Origin of the sequence: Micrococcus sp. KT16 (genome assembly GCF_003315015.1) — a bacterium.
GTDB lineage: Bacteria > Actinomycetota > Actinomycetes > Actinomycetales > Micrococcaceae > Micrococcus > Micrococcus luteus.
This window is the reverse complement of the sequence record NZ_QNRG01000005.1, coordinates 61,018-82,961: the sequence shown is the minus strand read 5'-3', so window position 1 is coordinate 82,961 and position 21,944 is coordinate 61,018. Positions and strand designations below refer to the sequence as shown.

General features: G+C 72.9%; 17 protein-coding genes, 3 tRNA genes and 1 pseudogene. 9 read left to right on the top strand and 12 right to left on the bottom strand.

Translation table 11 applies throughout. The features are described from left to right. Positions 1-30 precede the first annotated feature (30 nt). Positions 31-104 (bottom strand) — tRNA-Pro (locus DE149_RS06415). Between the two features lie 83 nt (positions 105-187). Beyond that, positions 188-1,081, bottom strand: a complete 894-nt coding sequence (locus DE149_RS06410) for an SDR family oxidoreductase (protein WP_036316872.1) — start codon at positions 1,079-1,081, stop codon at positions 188-190. 76 nt (positions 1,082-1,157) lie between these two features. Here DE149_RS06410 and DE149_RS06405 point away from each other — a divergent pair. Continuing rightward, a tRNA-Gly gene (locus DE149_RS06405) sits at positions 1,158-1,228 on the top strand. A gap of 122 nt (positions 1,229-1,350) precedes the next feature. On the opposite strand, the gene DE149_RS06400 is transcribed toward DE149_RS06405, so the two are convergent. The 4 genes from DE149_RS06400 to DE149_RS06385 all read right to left on the bottom strand — a co-directional run bounded on the left by DE149_RS06400 (position 1,351) and on the right by DE149_RS06385 (position 5,257). Then, on the bottom strand, positions 1,351-2,262 hold the full coding sequence (locus DE149_RS06400) for an Fpg/Nei family DNA glycosylase (protein ID WP_063190232.1): 912 nt from the start codon (positions 2,260-2,262) through the stop codon (positions 1,351-1,353). After that, entirely contained in the window at positions 2,263-2,736 is a 474-nt protein-coding gene (locus DE149_RS06395; RefSeq protein ID WP_060974239.1) for a ribose-5-phosphate isomerase, read from the bottom strand. A gap of 86 nt (positions 2,737-2,822) precedes the next feature. Further along, positions 2,823-4,388: an NAD(P)/FAD-dependent oxidoreductase gene (locus tag DE149_RS06390; RefSeq protein WP_049146108.1), complete on the bottom strand. Its 1,566-nt coding sequence runs from the start codon at positions 4,386-4,388 to the stop codon at positions 2,823-2,825. A gap of 14 nt (positions 4,389-4,402) precedes the next feature. Further along, positions 4,403-5,257 (bottom strand): alpha/beta fold hydrolase, encoded by an 855-nt coding sequence (locus DE149_RS06385; RefSeq protein WP_049146105.1) that lies wholly within the window; start codon positions 5,255-5,257, stop codon positions 4,403-4,405. Positions 5,258-5,438: 181 nt separating this feature from the next. Here DE149_RS06385 and DE149_RS06380 point away from each other — a divergent pair, with 181 nt between their 5' ends. From DE149_RS06380 to DE149_RS11695, 4 genes and pseudogenes are all read left to right on the top strand, one after another. Continuing rightward, on the top strand, positions 5,439-6,209 hold the full coding sequence (locus DE149_RS06380; protein WP_041104802.1) for an IclR family transcriptional regulator: 771 nt from the start codon (positions 5,439-5,441) through the stop codon (positions 6,207-6,209). Between the two features lie 155 nt (positions 6,210-6,364). Further along, positions 6,365-8,986 (top strand): aminopeptidase N, encoded by a 2,622-nt coding sequence (gene pepN / locus DE149_RS06375; RefSeq protein WP_063190241.1) that lies wholly within the window; start codon positions 6,365-6,367, stop codon positions 8,984-8,986. A 136-nt stretch (positions 8,987-9,122) separates the two neighbouring features. After that, a pseudogene (locus DE149_RS11700) lies at positions 9,123-9,554 on the top strand (OsmC family protein); the annotation flags it as partial. A gap of 168 nt (positions 9,555-9,722) precedes the next feature. Continuing rightward, a complete protein-coding gene (locus DE149_RS11695; protein ID WP_197458595.1) occupies positions 9,723-10,196 on the top strand; it encodes a globin in 474 nt (157 codons plus the stop codon). A 37-nt stretch (positions 10,197-10,233) separates the two neighbouring features. On the opposite strand, the gene DE149_RS06365 is transcribed toward DE149_RS11695, so the two are convergent. Then, positions 10,234-10,944, bottom strand: coding sequence for a hypothetical protein (locus DE149_RS06365; protein WP_113914187.1), 711 nt, complete (start codon positions 10,942-10,944; stop codon positions 10,234-10,236). A gap of 77 nt (positions 10,945-11,021) precedes the next feature. On the opposite strand from DE149_RS06365, the gene DE149_RS06360 reads away from it, so the two are divergent. Continuing rightward, the gene (locus DE149_RS06360) at positions 11,022-12,041 is read left to right on the top strand and encodes an acyl-CoA thioesterase II (RefSeq protein WP_063190230.1); all 1,020 of its coding nucleotides are present in this window, start codon (positions 11,022-11,024) and stop codon (positions 12,039-12,041) included. Between the two features lie 186 nt (positions 12,042-12,227). On the opposite strand, the gene ettA is transcribed toward DE149_RS06360, so the two are convergent. Together ettA and DE149_RS06350 are read right to left on the bottom strand one after the other, a co-directional pair. Further along, a complete protein-coding gene (ettA, locus tag DE149_RS06355; RefSeq protein ID WP_063190229.1) occupies positions 12,228-13,910 on the bottom strand; it encodes an energy-dependent translational throttle protein EttA in 1,683 nt (560 codons plus the stop codon). Positions 13,911-14,008: 98 nt separating this feature from the next. Next, positions 14,009-14,560 carry a single-stranded DNA-binding protein gene (locus tag DE149_RS06350; RefSeq protein WP_036381125.1) on the bottom strand — a complete coding sequence of 184 codons (552 nt, stop codon included), beginning with the start codon at positions 14,558-14,560 and terminating at the stop codon, positions 14,009-14,011. A gap of 198 nt (positions 14,561-14,758) precedes the next feature. Here DE149_RS06350 and DE149_RS06345 point away from each other — a divergent pair. Continuing rightward, positions 14,759-14,832: transfer RNA gene (locus DE149_RS06345), tRNA-Arg, on the top strand. A gap of 115 nt (positions 14,833-14,947) precedes the next feature. Beyond that, positions 14,948-16,393, top strand: a complete 1,446-nt coding sequence (locus DE149_RS06340) for a DUF2079 domain-containing protein (RefSeq protein WP_061867776.1) — start codon at positions 14,948-14,950, stop codon at positions 16,391-16,393. Positions 16,394-16,429: 36 nt separating this feature from the next. Here DE149_RS06340 and DE149_RS06335 read toward each other — a convergent pair whose 3' ends face one another. The 3 genes from DE149_RS06335 to mptB (DE149_RS06325) are packed head-to-tail and all read right to left on the bottom strand — an operon-like array spanning position 16,430 to position 21,191. Continuing rightward, positions 16,430-17,815 (bottom strand): glycosyltransferase family 87 protein, encoded by a 1,386-nt coding sequence (locus tag DE149_RS06335; RefSeq protein ID WP_036316843.1) that lies wholly within the window; start codon positions 17,813-17,815, stop codon positions 16,430-16,432. Continuing rightward, a complete protein-coding gene (gene mptB, locus DE149_RS06330) occupies positions 17,812-19,485 on the bottom strand; it encodes a polyprenol phosphomannose-dependent alpha 1,6 mannosyltransferase MptB (RefSeq protein WP_223247532.1) in 1,674 nt (557 codons plus the stop codon). The genes DE149_RS06335 and mptB (DE149_RS06330) overlap by 4 nt, the downstream gene beginning before the upstream one ends. A 50-nt stretch (positions 19,486-19,535) precedes the next feature. Continuing rightward, complete coding sequence (mptB, locus tag DE149_RS06325; protein WP_069941173.1) at positions 19,536-21,191, bottom strand: polyprenol phosphomannose-dependent alpha 1,6 mannosyltransferase MptB; 1,656 nt, start codon at positions 21,189-21,191, stop codon at positions 19,536-19,538. Positions 21,192-21,281: 90 nt separating this feature from the next. Here mptB (DE149_RS06325) and orn point away from each other — a divergent pair, with 90 nt between their 5' ends. After that, positions 21,282-21,908 carry an oligoribonuclease gene (gene orn / locus DE149_RS06320; protein WP_113914186.1) on the top strand — a complete coding sequence of 209 codons (627 nt, stop codon included), beginning with the start codon at positions 21,282-21,284 and terminating at the stop codon, positions 21,906-21,908. Positions 21,909-21,944: the final 36 nt, after the last annotated feature.

Sequence of the window (21,944 nt, the reverse complement as noted above, 5' to 3'; positions counted from 1 at the left end):
TTGGTGGTGGTGGATGGTCTTGACGTCGAGTCGGGGTGACAGGATTTGAACCTGCGGCCTCACGCTCCCAAAGCGCGCGCTCTACCAAGCTGAGCTACACCCCGCCGTCGTCCCCGACGCCGGCGGGCTCACGCGGTGGAGGCTCGCCGGACACCCGAGGGACTGCCCGAGGGCAGACTGTGGAATCCTAGCGCGCCGTCTCGCGCCCCGCGAAAAGCCGCGACCGCCGGCCCGTGAAGCCGTCCATCGTGGCGTTGACCCCGAGGACGTCCATCGCGCGGTCGAAGACGGGCGCCGGCAGGGCGCGCAGGGGCGCGATCAGACCGACGGCGCGCGGCAGCAGCAGGCGGGTGCGGCCGGCCTCGACGGCGTCCAGCACCTCCTGCGCCACGTGGCGCGGATCCAGCACGGGCAGCAGCCAGGGCACCCGGCTGCGCACGCCCGCGAACATCCCGGTGTCGATGTAGAAGGGGCAGACGGCGAGGGAGGTGACGCGGCTGCCGTCCTTGCGCAGCTCCGCGGCGAGGGACTCGGCGAAGCCGACCGCGGCGTGCTTGGTGGCGGAATAGTCCGTCTGGCGCGCGACGCCGACCAACCCCGCGGCCGAGGCCACCGTGACCACGGCCCCGCGGTCCCGGGCCCGCATTCCGGGCAGGACCGCCCGGGTCAGCCAGTACGGCGCGAGTGCGTTCACCTCGAAGGTGCGGCGGATGCCCTCCTCCGTGGCGTCCTCGAGGCGCACGCCCGTCACGACGCCCGCGTTGTTCACGGCGACGTCCACCTCTCCGGCGCGGGCGGCGGCGGCCTCGACGGCGGCCGCGTCCGTCACGTCCACGCGCTCGGCCTGGGCGTCCGCGCCCTGAGACCGGATCTCGGCGGCGACGGCCTCAGCCCCCTGCAGGTCGAGGTCCCAGACGACGACGCGGCCCGCGCCGCGGCGGGCGGCCCCCAGGGCGATCAGTCGACCGATGCCGGACGCGCCGCCCGTCACGAGGACGGTGGCGCCGCGCAGGGACAGGGGACGACGGCCGGCGAGGGCGGACGCGGCCCTGCGGAGGGCGGGACGGGAGCCGTGCATCATGCCTCTTCCCCCACGGCCGACGCGGGCCCGCCGTGATACGGTGTCAGCCGCTGGTCCGCGCCGAGCGCGGCCCCGCGGGGATGTAGCTCAATGGTAGAGCCCCAGTCTTCCAAACTGGCTACGCGGGTTCGATTCCCGTCATCCCCTCCGGACCTCATGAGCCGGGTCATCGTGTGCACACGATGGCCCGGCTCATGGCTTTCTCGGTTGCGTCGTCGTCCGCGCCGGTGCCTTGACCGCTGTGCCCGGTCGGGCCTGCTACAGGCCCCTCAGCTCTGACAGGTGAGGCACCGGTAGAGCTTCCGGGCCGCCATCTCCTCCACCACGATCGTCTCGCGCCCGCACACGAGGCACGCCAGGCCCTGCCGCTGGTACACGTAGCTCGCGTGCTCGGGCCAGGCCGCTTCGGCAGGGATCCCCGGCCGGTGCTCGGGCCGGGTGGTGACGATCCGCCCGAGCCGCACGCCCTCCCGCATGAGCGCGGCGTTGTCCGCCCAGAGGGACTCCAGCTCCGACGCGGAGACGTCCCGGGCCGGCCGCCACGGGTCGATGCCGACCCGGAACAGCGCCTCGGCCCGGAAGATGTTGCCGATCCCGCTGACGGCCGCCTGGTCCATCAGCACGACGCCGATCGGCCGCCGTGTCCGCCGGGCGAGGTCGTAGAACGGCGCGGGATCGTCGTCGCTCAGCGGATCCGGGCCCAGGCCGGCGACGACGTCGGCAGCCTCGGCCGGAGTGAGCGCGCGGCACCGGCTCGCGCCGATCAGGTCGGCCCAGCCGTGCTCGGCGCGCAGTCGCAGCCGGACCGTGGCGGCCGGCGGCGGGGGCTGGACCCAGCCGTCGGCGTCGCGAGCGGGCTCGGCGGCCGGGGCGCCGTCGTCGTGGACCTCCCGCTCGCCGATCCGGCGGGGTGCGCCGATCGAGGACGCGGCCGCGAAGTCCTGATCCCCGCCGAAGGTCCACGCCCCGTACATGCCCAGGTGGACGTGGAGCACGTGGCCGCCGGAGACGTCGGCGAAGAAGTGCTTGCCGTGGGCCCGGGCGCGCTTCAGGACCTGGCCGTCGAGCAGGGCGGCCCCCTCGGCGAAGCGGCCCTGCGGACTCGTGGCGCGGATCCGGCGGCCGCCGAAGACGTCGGTGAACTGGCGCGCGAGACGGTGGACGGAGTGGCCCTCAGGCACTCACATCAGCACCTCTCCGGTGGTCTCGTAGTGCGCGATCTTCCCGATGCGGCGCACGTGGCGCTCGTCCTGGGAGAACGGTTCGGCCAGGAACGCCTCGATGAGCTCGGTGGCCTCCTCGAGCGAGTGCTGTCGACCGCCGACGGCCACGACGTTCGCGTCGTTGTGCGCGCGGGCCAGCCGCGCCGTGTCCAGGTTCCAGGCCAGGGCGGCTCGGACGCCGGCCACCTTGTTGGCGGCGATCTGCTCGCCGTTGCCGGAGCCGCCCAGCACGATGCCGAGCGAGTCCAGTCCCTGCTCGCGGTCGGCGACGACGGCGCGGGCGGCGTTGATGCAGAAGCCCGGGTAGTCGTCCTGCGCGTCGTACTCGGTGGGTCCGTGGTCCACCATCTCGTAGCCAGCGGTGGTGAGGTGCTCCACCAGGTGGGCGGACAGCTCCATGCCGGCGTGGTCGGTGGCGATGTGGACGCGCATGCGCAGACTCCTCCAGAAGGACGACGGTCGGGTGGGGTCAGTCTACTGACGGCCCCACCCGACCCCCTGCCCCGGGGCGGGCCGGCTCAGATCAGCGCGACCGATCGCTCGGGCTCGCGCACCGGCATGGGCTCGGGCTCCCCACTCGCCGAGGAGAGGAAGCCCTCCCCGGTGAAGTGGCCGTTGCGGGCGCGGAAGTCGTAGGCGTAGTCGGGCCAGATCAGCGTCAACTTGCCCGAGCGGGGGTCGACGTACCAGGAGTGGCAGCCGCCGTCCACGAGCCACACCGAGGTGGCGGCCCGCTCCTGGAGACGGTCCACGTACTCCTCCTGGGCGAGTGTCTCGGGGACCATCGTCCTAATTCCCTCGTGCTCCACCCGGTCCAGGGCCTCCAAGATGTACGCGATCTGCGACTCGATGATGTAGACGATCGAGTTGTGCCCCAGCGAGGTGTTCGGCCCGTTGATGGCGAACAGATTCGGGAATCCCGCCACGGCCGTGGAGTCGAACGCCGCCATGCCGCTGCTCCAGTGATCGGCCAGGGAACGGCCCTCACCGTCGTGGACGCGCTCGGCGAACGGCGGCTGGGCCGCCTCGAAGCCGGTGCAGAGGACGACGACGTCGACCTCGTACCCGTGACCGCTCACGCCGAACAGCCGGCTCCCCTCGACGCGGTCCAGCGCGCTGTCCTCCAGGGTGACGTTGTCCCGGGCCATGGCCGGGTAGTAGTCGTTGGAGACGAGCACACGCTTGCAGCCCGGCAGGTACCGCGGCGTGAGGCGCTCGCGGAGCTCGGGGTCAGAGACCGCGGCGGCCAGGTGCCCGAGGGCCTGGGCCCGGACCTGGTCCAGTGCGGCCGGCACACCGCGGCGCTGGGCATAGTTCGACTCGGCGAACCAGAAGATGTCGTCGCGCTCGCGCTGCATGGTGTGCGGGGCGCGCTCGAACATGCGGCGCACGGCCGCGGAGTACGGCTTGACCACGCGCGGGGTGACCCACGCGGGGGTGCGCTGGAAGACGACGAGCTCGGCCGCCGTCGCCGCCAGCTCGGGGATGACCTGGATCGCGGAGGCGCCGGTGCCGACGACGGCGACACGCTTGCCCTTCAGGTCCACCGTGTGGTCCCAGCGGGCGGAATGGATGACCTCGCCCTCGAAGGCGTCGAGACCCGGGACGTCCGGCAGGCGGGGGTCGGCGAGGTGCCCGGTGCCCATGATGAGCCAGCGTCCCGTGTAGGTCCCGCGCGGCGTCCGCACCGTCCACCGCTCCGTCTCGGGGTCCCAGTGCGCTTCGAGCATGTCCGCCCCGAGACGCAGGTGCGGGGTGAGGCCCTCGTCCTCGGAGAAGCGCACGAGGTAGTCCTGGATCTCCGGACCCGGTGTGTAGAAGCCCGACCACTGCGGGTTCGGCGCGAAGGAGAAGCTGTAGAGGTGGCTCGGGACGTCGCACGCGGCACCCGGGTAGGTGTTGTCCCTCCAGGTCCCGCCGACCTGCTGGGCGCGGTCCAGGATGAGGAAGTCCTCGCGGCCGTGACGCCGCAGCTGGGCGCCCATGCCGAGGCCGGCGAATCCGGAGCCGATGATGAGGATCTCGGCGGACTCGTCGCGCGGTGCGGGGCGCACGTCGGTGGTGGTGGTCATGGCGGTGGTCATGGCTGGCCCCTCTCTCAGGCGTGGGTCTCGGGGATGATCGCGCCGGCCGGGTGGCGGTCGGGCTCGCGCAGGTACAGGTCGACGATCTGCATGAGTTCGGCCGGGCGCTCGAGGAAGAAGGCGTGGCCGCTCGTCATGGTCGTCAGCCGCGCGTCGTCGATGATGCCGAGCAGCTCGTACTGGTGATGGGGCGGGACCATGATGTCCTCGGCACAGGAGACGATCAGTGTCCGCGCGGTGACGGCGGAGAGACGGTCGGCGACGTCCACGCGGGCGTTCAGGTCCATCTGCCGGGCGGTGAACTCGTCCGCGGTCAGGGAGGCGAGCGCCCCGTCGAGCATGGCCGGGGTCAGGGAGCGCAGGGCCAGCGGGGACAGGCCGCAGAAGGCCGTGTAACGGGCCAGGGCATCAGGGCTCGTGGCGTACAGGTGCCGCCAGACCTCGTTGCGCAGGCGCTGGTGGACATCCGTCGTCGCCCAGCCGGCCACGAGCACGAGGTTCTCCACACGGCGACCGAGGTCGGCGGCCAGCTGCCCGGCCACGACGGCGCCGAGTGAGTAGCCCAGCAGGTCGAACGCGGCGTCGGGGCCGAGGAGCTCGTCGACGACAGCCCGCACCTGGCCGACCAGCAGGTCGACGGTCAGGTCTGCGGCGGGGTCGGCCGTCGGCGCCCAGTCCACGGCGATGACGCGCGTCCGCGTGGCCATCATCGGGAACAGGTGGCCGAAGTGCGAGGCGGTCGTCCCGCCCGTGCCGTGGACCAGCACGAGAGGCCGGTCGAGCTCCCCGGGTGTCACCGAGTCGTGGCAGGTGACGGAGGCACCGTCCACGCTGACGGTGCGCGTGACGGTCGATGCGGTCAGTGGCATGAGGCTCCTCCTGGAAACCGATATGTGGACTATGGGGACGACACCCGCGATGTGACCCGCCCTACATTTCCCAGCATGGCGCGTTCATTTCTCGGAATGCAAGTAGAGCGGCAATCATTTAGTCCATCAGATGGAACTGGCTCCGACGCCGGAGCTGCGGCACGATCGACCGGTGACCCCTATGACCCCACCCACCGGCGTCCTGCCCCGTGCCGCCCTCGTGATGCGCCTGCTGCACGAGGCCGGACCCGCCGGCCTGCGGCTGAGCCAGCTCGTCCAGCGGACGGGTCTGCCCCAGCCCACCGCCCATCGACTGCTGGCCGACCTGGCGGAGCAGGGTGCCGTGACCCGGCGCGGGGCCGCCTATGCGCTCGGTGATCGGTGGGGCCCGGTCGGGTTCGAACCGGTGACGCCGCGGTGCCTGATCGAACGCGAGGCCAGCCGGGCCGTGGTCCAGGCCGCCGCGGACGAGCTGGGGGACACGGTCTACCTGGCGGCACGGGCTGCGGGCGGAGTGGCCTACCTCCTGCGATGCGACGGCGACTCCCCCGTGCGCGTCTTCACCGTGGAGGTCGGCGAGGTCAAGCGGCTTGCCGCCGGGTACGCCGGCATCGCGCTCCTGGCCGCCCTGCCGCCCGAGCGCCGGCGAGCGGAGGTGGACGCGGTCGTCGCCCGGCCTCCCCGCCGCTGGAACCTGACGGATGACGGGGCCCTGCACGACCTGCTGGACACCCTGCTGCGTCAGATGGACGAGCAGGGGTGGTGCGGCGGTGTGCCGGTCGTGCCCGGGGTGGCCGGAGTCGCCTGTGGCGTCCCGGCGCGGACGGGAGGCATCCCCCAGGTGTCCCTCACCGCCTCGGCGGCCGAGCAGCGGATGCCACCGGCACGCGTGCCCGAGGTGGCTGAGGTGCTGCGTGCGGCGGCGACCCGACTGGCCGAGATCGGGGGCTGAGCACGCCGGCCGGCCCGCCCTTCCGCGGCCGTCCACGACGCCCGGGCCAGGTGGCACACTGGGGAGCACCGTGCCATGGCCCCCATCACAGGCGCCCGGCCGTGCCGCATCCACCCGACCCCAGGAGGAGTCCGACCGTGACCACCGCCGCCGCCATGAACATCACCCGCGAAGAGGCCGCCGCGCGCGCGGCCGCCCTCACCGTGGACGCGTACGAGGTGAGCCTGGACCTCACCCGCGGAGCGGAGCACTTCCACACGGCCACCACCGTGACGTTCGCGGCCACGCAGGACGCGGTGGGCACCCACACGTGGATCGACTTCGTGGCGGAGCAGGCTCCCACGGTGACCCTCAACGGCGAGGCCCTGGACGTGGCGGACTTCGACGGCGCCCGACTGCGGATCGGCCCGCTGGCGGCGCAGAACACCCTCGTGGTCGACGGGCTCGGGGACTACAGCAACACCGGCGAGGGCCTGCACCGGTTCGTGGACCCCGTGGACCAGGAGGTCTACCTCTACACCCAGTTCGAGGTGCCGGACTCCCGCCGCATGTTCGCGGTGTTCGAGCAGCCCGACCTCAAGGCCGCGTTCCGCTTCACGGTGACCGCGCCGGCGCACTGGGCCGTGGTGTCCAACCAGCCGGAGGCCTCCCGCCGCACCCTCGGCGTCGTGGCGAACGAGGAGAACCCGCAGGGGGTGGACGCCGCGGTCTGGGAGTTCAAGCCCACCCCGCGCATCCCCTCCTACATCACCGCGCTCGTCGCCGGCCCGTACGCCTCCGTGCACTCGGAGCTGACCAGCGCCGACGGCCGCACGATCCCCCTCGGCGTCTACTGCCGCGCGTCGCTGGTGGAGCACCTGGATGCGGAGAACGTCTTCGAGCTCACCCGCCAGGGATTCGAGTTCTTCGAGGCCCAGTACGGCCACGCCTACCCGTTCGAGAAGTACGACCAGCTGTTCGTGCCCGAGTTCAACGCCGGCGCGATGGAGAACGCCGGTTGTGTGACCTTCCTCGAGTCGTACGTCTTCCGCGGGACCGTGCCGGAGGCGCTGATCGAGCGCCGCGCCATCACGATCCTCCACGAGCTCGCCCACATGTGGTTCGGCGACCTGGTCACCATGCGCTGGTGGAACGACCTGTGGCTCAACGAGTCGTTCGCCGAGTTCATGTCCACGCTCGCCGCCGCTGAGAACACGCAGTACACCGGCGCCTGGACCACCTTCTCCTCCATGGAGAAGAACTGGGCCTACCGCCAGGACCAGCTCTCCTCCACGCACCCCATCAAGGCCCGGATCCGCGACCTCGACGACGTGCTCGTCAACTTCGACGGCATCACCTACGCCAAGGGCGCCTCGGTGCTCCGCCAGCTCGTGGCCTGGGTGGGCCAGGAGAACTTCATGGTCGGCGTCCGCGCGTACATCGCCAAGCACGCGTGGCAGAACACGGAGCTGCCGGACCTCATGACCGAGCTCGAGGCCGCGTCCGGCCGCGACCTGTCCGAATGGACCCGCGTGTGGCTCGAGACCTCGGGCGTGAACACGCTGCGCACCGAGGTGGAGACGGATGAGGCCGGCACCATCACCGCGCTGCGTCTGCGCCAGAGCGCCCCGGACGGCTCACCGTCGGCGCCCGGCGACGACGTGCTCCGCCCCCACCGTCTGGCCGTGGGCTTCTACGACGTGGACGAAGCCACCGGCCGCCTGATCCGCACCGAGCGCTTCGAGCTCGACGTGGCCGGGGAGGTGACCGAGGTCGTCGAGGCCGCCGCCCGCCGTCGTCCCGCCGTGATCCTGCCCAACGACGACGACCTGGCCTACGCCAAGCTGCGCCTCGACGACGCCTCGTGGGAGGCCGCGTCCACCCGTCTGAAGGATGTGGACGGCTCCCTGGCGCGCACGCTGCTGTGGGGGGCGGCCTGGGACACCGTGCGCGACGGCGAGGCCTCCGCCGCCTGGTTCGTCGACCTCGTCCTCGCCAACGTCGGCCACGAGCGGGACTCCTCCGTGGTGCAGACGCTGCTGCGCCAGCTCGCGACGGCGATCGGCCTGTACCTGCCCGAGGACCAGGCCGAGGCCGTGCGGGTCGCGGCGGCCGACCGTCTGTGGGGCCTCGTCGCGGAGGCCGAGGACGGCTCGGACAACCAGCTGCAGTTCGTCAAGGCGTTCGCCCTGCACGCGCGCACCACGGCGCAGCTGGACCGCCTGTCCGCCCTCGTCGACGGCACCCGCACCGTGCCCGGGCTGGACCTCACCACGGACCTGCGCTGGGAGCTGCTCACCGCGCTGGTGGCGGCCGGCCGCGCCGGGGAGGCCGAGATCGCCGAGGCCGAGCGCGCCGACGCGACCGCCACGGGCGCGCTCGCCGCGATCCAGGCCCGGGCCGCCGTGCCGACGGCCGAGGCGAAGCGCGCGGTCTGGGACCGGGTGATGGCCGGCGAACTGTCCAACACGGAGCAGCGCCAGGCCCTGATCGGGTTCGCCCGGGTCCATGACGCCGCGCTGATCGCGCCCTTCGCGGACGCCTACTTCGAGGGCGTCGAGGCGATGTGGGACTCCCGTTCTCACGAGATGGCCGAGACCGCCGCGACGCTGGGCTACCCGACCGCCCAGGTCACCCCGGAGATCGCCGACCGCGCCACCGACCTGTCCGAGCGGCTGGCCGACACCCGCGCGGGGCTGTCCCGCGTCCTCGCCGAGGGCCGGGACGAGACGGTCCGCGCCCTGGCCGCGCGCGAGCACGCGACGGCGCACGTGCATCAGGTCCACGCCGGGGCCTGAGCCGCGCGGCGGCGGCAGCCGCGGCTGACGCCTCTGCTGGCGCTTCCGGGGGCGGTGCCGGTGGGCATTCCACGCAAGATGCCCTCCAGCACCACCCCCGCCGCCGTCGAGGCGCAGGCTGGCTAGGCTGGAACCCATGAAGCACACCTTCTCCCTGCGCACCGAGTGGACGGGCGACCGCGGCTCGGGCACCTCCGGCGTCCGCGACTACGACCGCTCCGTGGTGATCCAGGACGCCGCCGTCGGCGAGATCCAGGCCTCGGCCGCCCGCCCCTTCCGCGGCGACGACTCGAAGTGGAACCCGGAGACCCTCCTGCTCGGCGCGCTCGCCGAGTGCCACGTGCTCTCGTACCTCCATGTCGCGGCGACCTCCGGGGTCGTGGTCACGGGGATGACGTGCGGGGTCGAGGGCGAGCTCGAGGTGGACGGCGACGGCGCCGGGCGGTTCATCGCGATCACGCTGCGGCCCGAGGTCACGCTGCAGGACGAGGCCGACCGGGAGCGGGCCGAGGCCCTCCACGCCGAGGCGCACCGGCTGTGCTTCATCGCGAACTCGCTCTCGGCCCCGGTCACCGTCGAGCCGGTCCGCCCCGAGGCCCTGCCCACCGGCACGCCGACGCTGCCGGACCACTCCGCGCGCCTGGGCGCCCCCCTGGCGGTGCTGCGGCCGCGCGTCGCCAAGGGCCCGTCCCGTGTGACGGGCCTGGCGGAGCGGCCCACCGAGGTCGAGCCGGTGATGCAGGAGGGCACGCCCGCCCCGGTGGAGCAGGTGCGCGCCCGCGACGCCGCGGCGGGCCCCGCCGGTGCGACCCCGGGGACCCCGGCCGCGCCCGGTCAGGCCACCAGCTTCTACGACGCCGTCGGCGGCCGCCCGACCTTCGACCGGCTGACCGCCGAGTTCTACGCCCGCGTGCGCGAAGACGAGATCCTCGCCCCGATGTATCCGCAGGACGACTTCGAGGGCGCCCAGCGCCGGCTGCTGATGTTCCTGGAGCAGTACTGGGGCGGACCGCGGACGTACTCCGAGGAGCGCGGCCACCCCCGCCTGCGCATGCGCCACGCCCCGTATCGGATCGACCCGGCCGCGCGCGACGCGTGGCTGCGCCACATGCGCGCCGCCGTGGACACGCTGGAGCTGTCACCGCTGCACGAGGCCGAACTCTGGGACTACCTGGAGCGGGCCGCCCACTCCCTGCAGAACTCGGCCTGACCGGCCCGCGGTCCGCGCCCCGACATGGGGCGCGGGCTCACACCGCCATGGCGGGGCGGCCCAGTACGAAGCCGCCGGGGGTGTCCAGGCGCGTCCACGGCCCCGCCGTGCTGAGCCGGGCGCGGCCGCCGGGCCGCAGGAAGCCCAGCGCGTGCGCGCCGAAGGCCATGCCGGCCGGGAACTGCAGAGCGTCGCCCCCGAGCAGGGGTCCCCACATCTGCGCCCGGATCTTGCGGACCAGCGCCTCCCCCGGGTTCTCGGGCAGGGCGTCCCACACGGCGTCGGCGCCGCGTGTGGCCACCTCGGTCAACTCCTCATCGGCGACCTCGGCCACGGGCGTCCAGCCGCCGCGGGGCGGGGTCAGCGCGGTCCAGGTGACGTGCTCGCGGCCCGGCGGCACGGCGAACGCCAGGTCGACGGGGTCCTGGCCGCGCATCCGGGCGGTGCGCTCGGTGACGGAGCCCAGGGCGACGACGGCGTCCAGGTCCGCCACGCCGTCGGCGGTCGCCAGGGGCACGGTGCGCAGCCCCAGGACGACGGGCACCCCGTCTCCGAGCCCGGCCGGCTGCAGCACGGAGACCCACTGGGCGAGCATCGGGGTGCGGGAGCGCCCTGCCTCAGGCACGACGTGCAGGCGCATCCCCGTGTCGGCGACGCGACGGGCGCGGGTGGCCAGCTGCTCGAGGTCCCACACAGCGCGGTCGTCGACGAAGCGGAGGACTGGTGCGGCGGCGGAGTGCTCGGTCATGCAAGCATTGTCCCAGGTCCGTCGCGTCCCGGGCCGCCCCGCCGTCGCGGGGTCCATCCACGTCGAAGGAGCCGTTCGTGCCGCAGCGCCATCCCCGTCCCCGCCCCGGTCGCGCACCGGCCCGCCCGGCCTCGGCCCCGAAGGACCCCACCGACGTGCTGCGCGGGATCCTGGAGCTGACGCCGGCCGCGCCGGACCCGGTGACGGGTCAGGTCCGCTTCACGGGCACGACCCCCCGCCAGACGCACGGCCGGGTGTTCGGCGGCCAGGTGCTCGCCCAGGCTCTGGCGGCCGCCTCCCGCACGGTGCCGGCCGCCCGCCCCGCCCACTCGCTCCACGGCTACTTCATCCGCCCCGGGGACGCGCTGCAGCCCATCACGTTCACCGTCGAGACGCTGCGGGACGGCCGCTCCTTCTCCGTCCGCCGGGTGCTGGCCTCCCAGAACGAGAAGGCCATCCTCGCCCTGACCTGCTCCTTCCAGGAGCCCGCCGGCAGCGCGCTGGACCACCAGGTGGCCATGCCGGAGGGAGTGCCCCGGCCCGAGGACCTGCCCACGACGGCGGACGTGCTGGGCGGCATCAACCACCCCGTGGCCCAGGAGTGGGCCTGGTCCCGACCGTTCGACATCCGCCACGTCACCCCGGCCATCTATGTGGACCCGGCCGCGGAGACCGAGAACCGCAACATGGTGTGGATGAAGACCTTCACGCCCCTGGCGGACGACCCCGCGCTGCACCTGGCGGCGCTCACCTACGCCTCGGACTACACGCTCCTCGAGCCGATCCTGCGGCAGCACGGCGTGGCCTGGATCCAGCCCGGCATGTCCGCGGCCTCCCTCGACCACGCGATGTGGTTCCACCGGCCCGCCCGCGTCGACCAGTGGCTGCTCTACGTCCAAGACTCCCCCAGCGCCCAGGGCGCGCGCGGCCTCGGCACGGGCGCCGTGTTCACCGAGGACGGGACGCTCGTGGCCACGGTCGCCCAGGAGGGCATGGTCCGCCTGCCCGAGGGGGCCGCCGCCCGGCGGGCGCGGGTTCGTGGCGCGGCCCAGCGCATGGCCATGCGGACGGTGCTGCGCCGCAGCTGGCGGCGCTGACCCGGCGGTTCCACGGGGGTGAGGCTGCCGATCGGGCCCTGCCACGGGTGAGGCGGCTCGACGTCCGCGCCGCGCGCGGGCCGTTCATGGCGGCCGATGTGCACTCGTCCCGGCACGACGACGGCCCGTCGCGATCACGTGATCGCGGCGGGCCGTCGTCGGCGCGGCGCCCGGGGGCGCGTCGGCTCAGTCGCGCGTGAGCTTGCGGTGCGTCATCCGGTGCGGGCGGGCGGCCTCGGGGCCGAGCCGATCGACCTTGTTGGCCTCGTAGGACTCGAAGTTGCCCTCGTACCAGTACCAGTTGGCCGGGTCCTCCGCGGTGCCCTCGTAGGCCAGCATGTGGGTGGCCACGCGGTCCAGGAACCAGCGGTCGTGCGAGACGACGACGGCGCAGCCCGGGAACTCGAGCAGCGCGTTCTCGAGGGAGGTCAGGGTCTCCACGTCGAGGTCGTTGGTGGGCTCGTCGAGGAGCAGCAGGTTGCCGCCCTCCTTGAGGGTCAGGGCCAGGTTCAGGCGGTTGCGCTCACCGCCGGAGAGCACGCCGGCCTTCTTCTGCTGGTCCGGGCCCTTGAAGCCGAACGCGGACACGTAGGCGCGCGAGGGCATCTCGACGTTGCCGACCTTGATGTAGTCCAGGCCGTCCGAGACGACCTCCCACAGCGACTTCTCGGGGTCGATGTTGGAGCGAGACTGGTCCACGTACGAGATCTTCACGGTCTCGCCGATCTTCAGCTCACCGCCGTCCAGGGGCTCGAGGCCGACGATGGTCTTGAACAGGGTGGTCTTGCCGACGCCGTTCGGGCCGATCACGCCGACGATGCCGTTGCGGGGCAGGGAGAAGGACAGGCCGTCGATGAGGACGCGGTCCCCGAAGCCCTTCTTCAGGTCCTTGGCCTCGATCACGACGGTGCCCAGCCGCGGGCCCGGCGGGATCTGGATCTCCTCGAAGTCCAGCTTGCGGGTCTTCTCGGCCTCGGCCGCCATCTCCTCGTAGCGGGCCAGGCGGGCCTTGGACTTCGCCTGACGGCCCTTCGTGTTGGAGCGGACCCAGTCGAGCTCCTCGGCCAGGCGCTTGGCGAGCTTGGCGTCCTTCTTGCCCTGCACCTCGAGGCGGGCACGCTTGGTCTCCAGGTAGGTGGAGTAGTTGCCCTCGTACGGGTAGAGGCGGCCGCGGTCGACCTCCGCGATCCACTCCGCGACGTGGTCGAGGAAGTACCGGTCGTGGGTGACGGCGATGACGGCGCCCGGGTAGGAGGCCAGGTGCTGCTCGAGCCACAGCACGGACTCGGCGTCCAGGTGGTTGGTGGGCTCGTCGAGCAGGAGCAGGTCGGGCTTCTCCAGCAGCAGCTTGCACAGTGCGACGCGCCGCTTCTCGCCGCCGGAGAGGTTCGTGACCGGCTCGTCCCCCGGGGGCGTGCGCAGGGCGTCCATCGCCTGCTCGAGCTGGGAGTCGATGTCCCACGCGTCCGCGGCGTCGATGGCGGACTGCAGCTCGCCCATCTCCCCCATGAGGGCGTCGAAGTCCGCGTCCGGGTTCGCCATCTCCTCGGAGATCTGGTTGTAGCGCTGGATCTTGCCGTAGATCTCGCCGACGCCCTCCTGGACGTTCTCGAGCACCGTCTTGGACTCGTCCAGCTTGGGCTCCTGCATCAGGATGCCCACCGAGTAGCCGGGAGAGAGCCGCGCCTCGCCGTTCGAGGGCTCGTCCAGCCCGGCCATGATCTTCAGGATCGTCGACTTGCCGGCGCCGTTGGGGCCGACCATGCCGATCTTCGCCCCGGGGTAGAACGACATGGTGACGTCGTCCAGGATCAGTTTGTCGCCCACCTTCTTGCGGGCCTTGACCATCGTGTAGATGAATTCCGCCATGCGGCCCAGGCTAGTCGGTGGCCGCGGGATTCCACTCATCGTGCCGATCCCGCGACCACCGAGCCCGCTCCCCCTCCGTGCTCCGTGCCGCCCCGTGGTCAGGCGACGCCGGCCGCCGCCGGCTCGCGCCCGGGGGCGCCCGCGTCCGACTCGTCCGGGCCGGGCGAGGCCGGGGCGTCGCCACCCTGGAACCCGTCCGGCAGGCCCGCGCTGAACCCGTCGCCGACCGCGCCGGCCCGCCCGCCCGACGCGTCGTCGTCGCGCGGGGCCGACTCGGGGCGCGGCACGGCCGCGCGCTGGCTGCGCTGGAACGCCGCCGAGCCGAAGCCCAGGTCCAGCCCGACGGCGTCCGCCACCACGTCCACGGACGTGCCGGAGCGCTCGCCCGAGGACCAGTCGCGGACCCGGAGTCGACCGGTGACGATCACGGGGTTGCCCTTCTTCACGGACTGGGCGGTGTTCGAGCCGAGCTGGCCGAACGCCGAGATGCTGTACCAGTTGGTGTGGGCGTCCACCCACTCGGCGGTCTCGCGGTCGAAGCGCCGCTCGGTGGTGGCCAGGCGGAAGCCGGTCACGGCGGCCCCCGATGCGGTGTGGCGGGTGGCGGGGTCCGTGGCCACGAAGCCGCGCACGGTGATGAGGTCCTGCATGGTGTGCCTCCTGGGCTGGGCCCCGGTGGGCGCCGGGGCGAGTCGTCGGCGCATCGGCTGATCCGCCATGGCCAGACAACCCCACCGCGGGGCACCCCGGCAGGATCGGGGCCGGTCTGGGGACGCGCGGAGGTCCCCGGGCGACTGTGCAGGAGCCGACGGCGCCGCGGCCGGCGGCCGTTAGACTGACACGGCCCAGCCCCAGTAGCTCAGCTGGACAGAGCAGCGGCCTTCTAATCCGCCGGTCGGGGGTTCGAATCCCTCCTGGGGCACCCAGACCAGGGGCGGAGCCGTCCGAGCACGCCCGACGACCGCCCGAAGGAGACCGTCCTGGACCGTCTGCGCTCCTGGCTCCGCGCCCCGCGACCCGCCGTCCCCGAGGTCCGTGTGACCCGTCGCGAGGGCGTCCAGCTGGCCGCCCTGCTCGTCGCGGCCGCGGCCCTGTACGTGACGCACTCCTTCCTCCGGTACGCCACCTACGAGGCCAAGGGCTACGACCTGGGCATCTTCGACCAGGTGGTGCGGCAGTACGCGCTGTTCAACGCCCCCCTCAGCTCCGTCAAGGGCGTGGACTTCCACATCCTCGGCGACCACTTCCACCCGATCCTCGCGCTGCTGGCGCCCTTCTACTGGGTATGGCCGGACCCCCGCATGCTCGGCGTGGTCATGGCGCTGGCCCTCGCCGCGTCCGCCGTGCCGGTGTACCTGTTCGCCCGTCGTCGCGCGGGACACGGGGTGGCCCTGGCCGCCGTCGCCGCCCTGCTGCTCTCCTGGCCCTTCCAGGCGATGGTGAACTGGGACTTCCACGAGGTCACCCTCGGCGTGCCGATCCTCGCCTGGCTCGTGTGGGCCCTGGACGGGCAGCGGGCGTGGCTCGCCACCGGCCTGGCGGCGCTGCTGCTCACGGTCCGAGAGGACATGGGCGTGACCCTGCTGGCCGTGGCCCTGGTGATGGCGATCCGTCGCTTCTGGCCGCAGGCCGCGGTCACCGCCGTGCTGGGCGTGCTCGGCTACTGGTTCGCCACGTCCGTGGTGATCCCCCACTACTCCCCCACCGGCGCGTTCGGCTACTGGCAGTTCACCGCCCTGGGCCCGGACATGCGCAGTTCGGTCCTGTTCCTGCTGACCCAGCCGTGGAACGCCGTCGCGGTGCTGTTCGACCACCCGCTGAAGGTGGCCCTCTGGCTCCTGCACTTCGTCCCGCTGCTGTTCCTGCCGGTCCTGAGCCCGCTCACGCTGATGGCCCTGCCGATCCTGCTCTCGCGGCTGTTCAACGACCGCCTCAACGTGTGGGCCCCCGTGTACCAGTACGACGCGATCCTCGCCCCGCTGCTGCTCATGGCCGCGCTCGAGGCGGCCCACCGGCTGGCCGGACGCCGGGACACGCTGCGCCGGCTGCCCGCCGTCCTCGTCTCCGCGGCACTGGCCGCCGGTCTGATCGGCACCGCGTTCTTCCCGCAGGTGTACCCGCTGCACCGCACGATCGCCGGCGACATGACGATGACGCAGCACGCCCGCGACCTCGACCACGCGGTCGGGCTGATCCCGGACGGGGTGTGCGTCGAGGCCGCCGACAACGCCGTGCCGCACCTGACGGCCCGCACCCACGTCGGGCTGCACGGGGACATCGGCGACGAGCTGGCCACGTGGATGATCGTGGACACCTCGGTGCCCGAGCTCGGCGGCTGGGACCCCCTCACCCCGGAGCAGGCGCTGGCCCGCGCCGAGCGGCTCGGCTTCGAGCGGGTCTGGTCCGCGGGCGACGTCGTCGTCCTGCACCACCCGGACCGCGCGGTCTCGCCCACCTGCACGACGTACCTCGAGCACCGCTGAGCGGAACCCCACGGCGCCGGCGGACCCGCTCCGCCGTCAGCGGCCCGCGGACTCGCCGAGTGGCTGCAGGCCGAGTCCGGCCGGGGGCAGGAGCAGTCGGTCACGGGCACCGGTGAAGACGCCGGCGTGCGGGTCCTCGGCCACCCCCGGGGCGATCTCGGGGGCCCCCTGGTCGAGTGCGGTGCGGCGCACCGGGTCGCGGACGGGGTCCAGGATGTCCTTGACCACCGTGGTCATGAGCCACACGAGGGCGACGATGTGCGCCACGATCCCCGAGGCATACCAGGCGGTGATCCACCAGGCGCCGCCGGCGAACGCCCCGTCGGAGGTGATGCGCGCCGACTCCATCCACACCCCGCCCCAGTGGTAGACCTCCACGGCCTGCCAGATCCAGAACGCGCGCCACCGCGGCGTCGCGAGGACCACGAGCGGGATCAGCCACATCACGAACTGCGGCGAGTACACCTTCCCCCACAGGATGAAGGACGCCACGATCAGGAAGCACAGCTGGGCCATGCGCGGACGGTGCCGCGCCGCGAGGGCGAGGTAGGCGATCCCCACGCAGCACACCAGGAACAGGCCGTTCTGAAGCGTCGTGAACGTCTCCCCGGACCATCCTGTCCAGGCCAGCGCCAGCCAGGTCGAGGAGAAGGAGACCGCGCGGTCCCCCGAGAACGTGTAGAAGCGCGACCACTGGTCGAACGCCGTCAGCATGAACGGGAGGTTCACCGCGAGCCAGGCCGCGGCCCCGGCCAGGGCCGCCTTCACGAACCCGGCCCAGCGGCCCGTGCGCAGCGCCAGCACGAAGATCGCGCCGAAGAAGAACAGCGGGTAGAGCTTCGTGGCGGTGCCGAGCCCGATGAGCAGGCCGGCGAGGGTCGGACGGCCCGCCGTCCACGCCCACAGGGCCAGGGCGGCCAGCATCACGGCCCACAGGTCCCAGTTGAGCATCGAGGTCAGGATGATCCCCGGGGCCAGGGCCACGAGCAGGGCGTCCCGGGAGCGACCGCGCGCGGTGTACGCGGTCGCGACGACCAGCACGATCCAGCACAGCACCACGCCGATCGCGTTCACGTCGAAGTAGGTCACGGTGCGCTCGTGCAGGTCGCCGGAGGCGGGCACGAGCCACATGGTCACACCCGCGACCACGGCCAGCAACGCCGGGTACTCCATCCACTGCTCGGGCGGCAGCGGCGTGTAGAAGGGGAAGTGGCCGTCCGAGAGGCCCCGCGTGGGGAACAGCTGGGCGAAGTCCGAATAGCACATGTGCGCGTGCACGCCGGGGGCCGCCCAGCCGTTCACGCGGCACCACTGCTTGGTCAGCACGCCGACGGCGGCGGCCACCACGGTCAGGCCGACGAGCAGGCCGACCCAGCGGCCGCTCGGACGGGACGGGGCGGGACTGCGGGGGTGGGAGGTCACGGTCTCTCCTGGGGGATGCGGGTGGACGAGGAGGCGGGGTGCGCGGCGGTCGACGGCGGCCCGTCGGGCGGCGCGTCCGGCGGCACGCCCGCCTCCGGAGGCGTCGGCGACGCCGCCGCGGCCCGCGGCTCGACCACCTCCAGGGGAGGACGCCGCCGCCCGGGGAACAGGGGCGCGGTGACGGGATCGCGGTGGATGATCCATCCGATCCCCGCGAGCATCAGGACCAGGGTGAACACGCGGACGGCCAGGACCGGCAGCCACTGCGCCACGGAGAGCTGGTCCACCACGCCGACGCCGGTGAGCAACAGGACCGCGAGCGCGGTGACCCACCCGAGCCAGCGGGGATGGTCGGCGCCCCACGGCAGCGGGCGGAGGGCGCACGCCAGCAGCGGCAGGACCCAGAGCAGGTACCACGGCTGGACGATCGGGGCGGTGGCGACGGCCACCACGAGCACGGCCGCCGCGCTGAACACCGGGTCCAGGGGCCGGCGGCGCAGGGCCAGCCAGGCCGTGAAGCCGAGGGCCGACACCGTCATCGCGGTGTAGAAGGCCGCGGCCACGTCGCGCGCCCCCAGGGGCGTCACGGCTTCGACGACCGCGCCGAGCAGCAGGCCGAGCAGGCCCACGGGGGCATACGGGAACGCCGCGTCCCCGCTCGTGAGCATGGCCGGGACCCAGCCGAACCAGAGGCCGGAGCCGGCGCCGAGGATCGTGAGGACGGCCAGGGAGATCACCGCCGTCGTGAACCACGGGCCGAGCCGGTCCCGCCGGCGCAGGCGCGGATCGGCCGCGCGGAACCGGGCCCAGCCGGTGGGCAGGAGCAGGGCCACGAAGGGCAGCACCAAAGCTGTCAGGGGCTTGATCGCAACGGACAGGGCGATCAGCACGATCCCCCACAGCGCATGCACGCGGCGGCGGGGCGGGCGGACCATGAGCAGGATGCCCGCGAGCATCAGCCCCGACATCAGCGCGTCGTTGTGGGCGCCGGCGATCATGTAGAGCAGGAACAGTGGGTTCGCCACGGCCACCCACGTGGCCCACACCCCGCATCGGCCCGCGACGGCGGCCAGCCGCGGCACCGCCCACAGGCACAGCGCCAGGCCCGCGAGCGCCAGGAGCCGGAACGCCGTGACGGAGAGCTCGATGTTGCCGCCCGTGGCCCGCCACGTCGTCTCGGCGAACAGCAGGAACAGCGGCCCGTAGGGGGACGGGGACTCGGCCCAGATGGAGTCCGCTCCCTGCATGAACCAGCCGGGCAGGGCGGACACGCCCTGGGAATACGGGTCGAGACCCGACGCGAGGAGCCGGCCCTGCTGGAGGTAGGAGAACACATCGCGGGAGAAGATCGGCAGCGCGAGCATCAGCGGGGCGGACCACCACCAGGCGGCCCGGGCCACCAGGCGGCCGTGCTCCTCCCAGCGGCCCCGCAGCGCGCGCCCCAGCTCGAGCCAGGATCGGACGAGGAGCAGCGAGCCGGCGGCCAGCAGCACGGTGCTGAGCAGCACGCCGGGAAGGTAGACCCGCAGCGGGTTGAGCAGGGTGGTGCCGGAGAACACCGAGTCGGGCGTCATCGGCAGCCACCCCACGCCCCAGGAGCCCACCGTGATGAGCACGGACGCCCACGTGCCCCGGCGGACGGCCGCCTCCGGCTCGGGCTGCGCCGCCACGCGGCTCGGACGGGGCCCTCGGGCGCCGGTCGTCGCGGGGGCGGCGGGCCTCACTCCCCCGGCTCCACGGGTCGAGGGGCGCCACGGAGCCGGGCCAGGCCGGCGCGCACGGCGGGGCGCACGTGCCAGTGGTCCTTCACGAACCGGCTGGTGCGGCGGTCCACGACGAGGATCCACAGCAGACACACGGCGGAGACGATCAGGGACACGGCCTTGACCTGGTCCGCGATGTCCAGGAACTGCCAGGTGAAGAGCTGGTCCGACGCGCCGAACGCCAGGAAGTAGCCGACCGTGAACACGACCCACTTGATCTGCCAGTTGTCCCGGATGCCGATCACGGCGAAGAACGGGAGCAGCCACAACAGGTACCAGGGCTGGATGATGGGCGAGAGGATCACCAGCGCGGTGAACGCCCAGGTCATGCGCGTCATCACGCGGTCCTGGCGGCCGAGGAACATCAGGGCCAGCACGATGAGCACCGAGAGCACGCGTCCGGCGGTCTTGTACACCCCCTCGACGGCCTGCACGTCCGCCCCCTGCCCGAGGAGCTCGCTCGCCCCCACCGTGATGAGGGACAGCATGCCGATCGGCCCCCACGGCACGGTGCCCGTGCCCGTGCCGACCATCACGGCCACCCAGCCGAAGCCGAAGCCGTTGAGCACGCCCACCAGGGCCATGAGGCCGAAGGAGATCCCGGCGGTGAGGGCCCAGAAGGCGAACCGGCGCGGCCATCGGGCCGTCGGGCCGGCCCACAGCAGGCCGATGAACGGGAGCAGCACGAGGGTGATGGGCTTGATGCCCAGGGACAGGGTGACCAGCACGACGCCGGCCACCCCCCACGCGACGGACTGCCCGGGTCGCTGGGGGCGGAGCGGATGTCCGGCGCGCAGCGCGCACCACGTGCCGGCCAGGGCGAGGCCGACCATGAGGGCGTCGTTGTGCCCGGACGCGACGAAGCTGATGGTGAAGAGCGGGTTGGCGGCGCTGATCCACTGCGCCCACGCATCGTTGACGCCCAGCCGGCGGGCGAGCAGCGGCACGAAGACCATGATCAGCGCGACGCCGGCCACCGCCACCAGGCGGAACAGGAAGATCGCCAGGTCCGGGTTCATGTCCCCCGAGATCGCGACGACGGCCTGCTCGATCCACAGGAAGATCGGACCGTACGGGGTCTCGGAGTCCGCCCAGGTCGCGTCCGCTCCGAGCTGGAACCAGTTGGACAGCGAGGAGATCGTGTCCACGTAGGGGTCCTGCCCCGCCACCATGAGACGGCCCTGCCCCACGTAGGCGAAGATGTCCCGGCTGAAGATCGGCAGTGCCACGACCTGGGGCAGGCACCACAGGACGGTGGCGAGGTTGACCGTGCGCAAAGCGCCGCGGCCGAAGGGGCGGATCGTCTGGCCCAGCCGCAGCCAGGCCCAGAACATCACCCAGCAGCCGAGGGTGAGGAGCACCGTGCCGGCCAGCACGCCGGTCTCCTGGGTGCGCCACGGGATCAGCCACTGCCAGCGGTTGATCGGGGAGGCCGAGGCCAGCCAGCCGACGGAGTACGAGCCCACCACCAGGAGGAGGGAGCCGAGGGTCCCCACCAGGATGGGCCACCAGTCCGCGCCGGCGACCTGGGGGTCCGCGCGGAGGCCGCCGACGCCGACGTACTCCGGCCGGTGGGCCGTGGACCCGGACGGACGCGGGGTCGACACGCTCATGCGACGGGTCCTTCCGTGCGGTCCTGCGAGGGCGCGCGAGGGCGCGGCTCGCTCGAATCTACCATCGTGACACGCGAGTAGCCTGGGGGCATGAGCGAGACGAGCACCCCCGCGCCGGAGAGCGCCCCCCTGGTCTGGATCGACTGCGAGATGACCGGCCTGCACCCCCAGGTCGACGAGCTCGTCGAGGTGGCGGTGCTCATCACGGACGCCGAGCTGAACACCCTGGACGAGGGCATCGACCTGGTGATCCGTCCCTCCGCGGCGGCCCTCGAGCAGATGGACCCCTTCGTCCGGGACATGCACACCACCTCCGGCCTGCTGCCGGAGCTGGCGGAGGGCCTCGAGCTCGACGACGCCGCCGCGCGCGTGCTCGAGTACATCGCCGCCCGCGTGCCTGCCGGCAAGGGCCTGCTGGCCGGCAACACGGTGGGCCAGGACAAGCTGTTCCTCGCCCGCTACATGCCCGCCGTCGTCGACCATCTGCACTACCGGATCGTGGACGTGTCCACCGTGAAGGAGCTGGCCCGGCGCTGGTACCCGCGCGCCTACTACCAGGCCCCCGCCAAGACCGGGGGCCACCGCGCTCTCGGGGACATCAAGGACTCCATCACCGAGCTGCGTTACTACCGGGCCGCCGTCATGGCCCCCGCCCCCGGCCCCACCACGGAGGAGGCCCGCGCCATCGCGGAGGTGGTGTCCGGGGCGCAGGCCTGAGCCGTCACCCCCGGCCTCGCCGCCCCGATTCGGCGC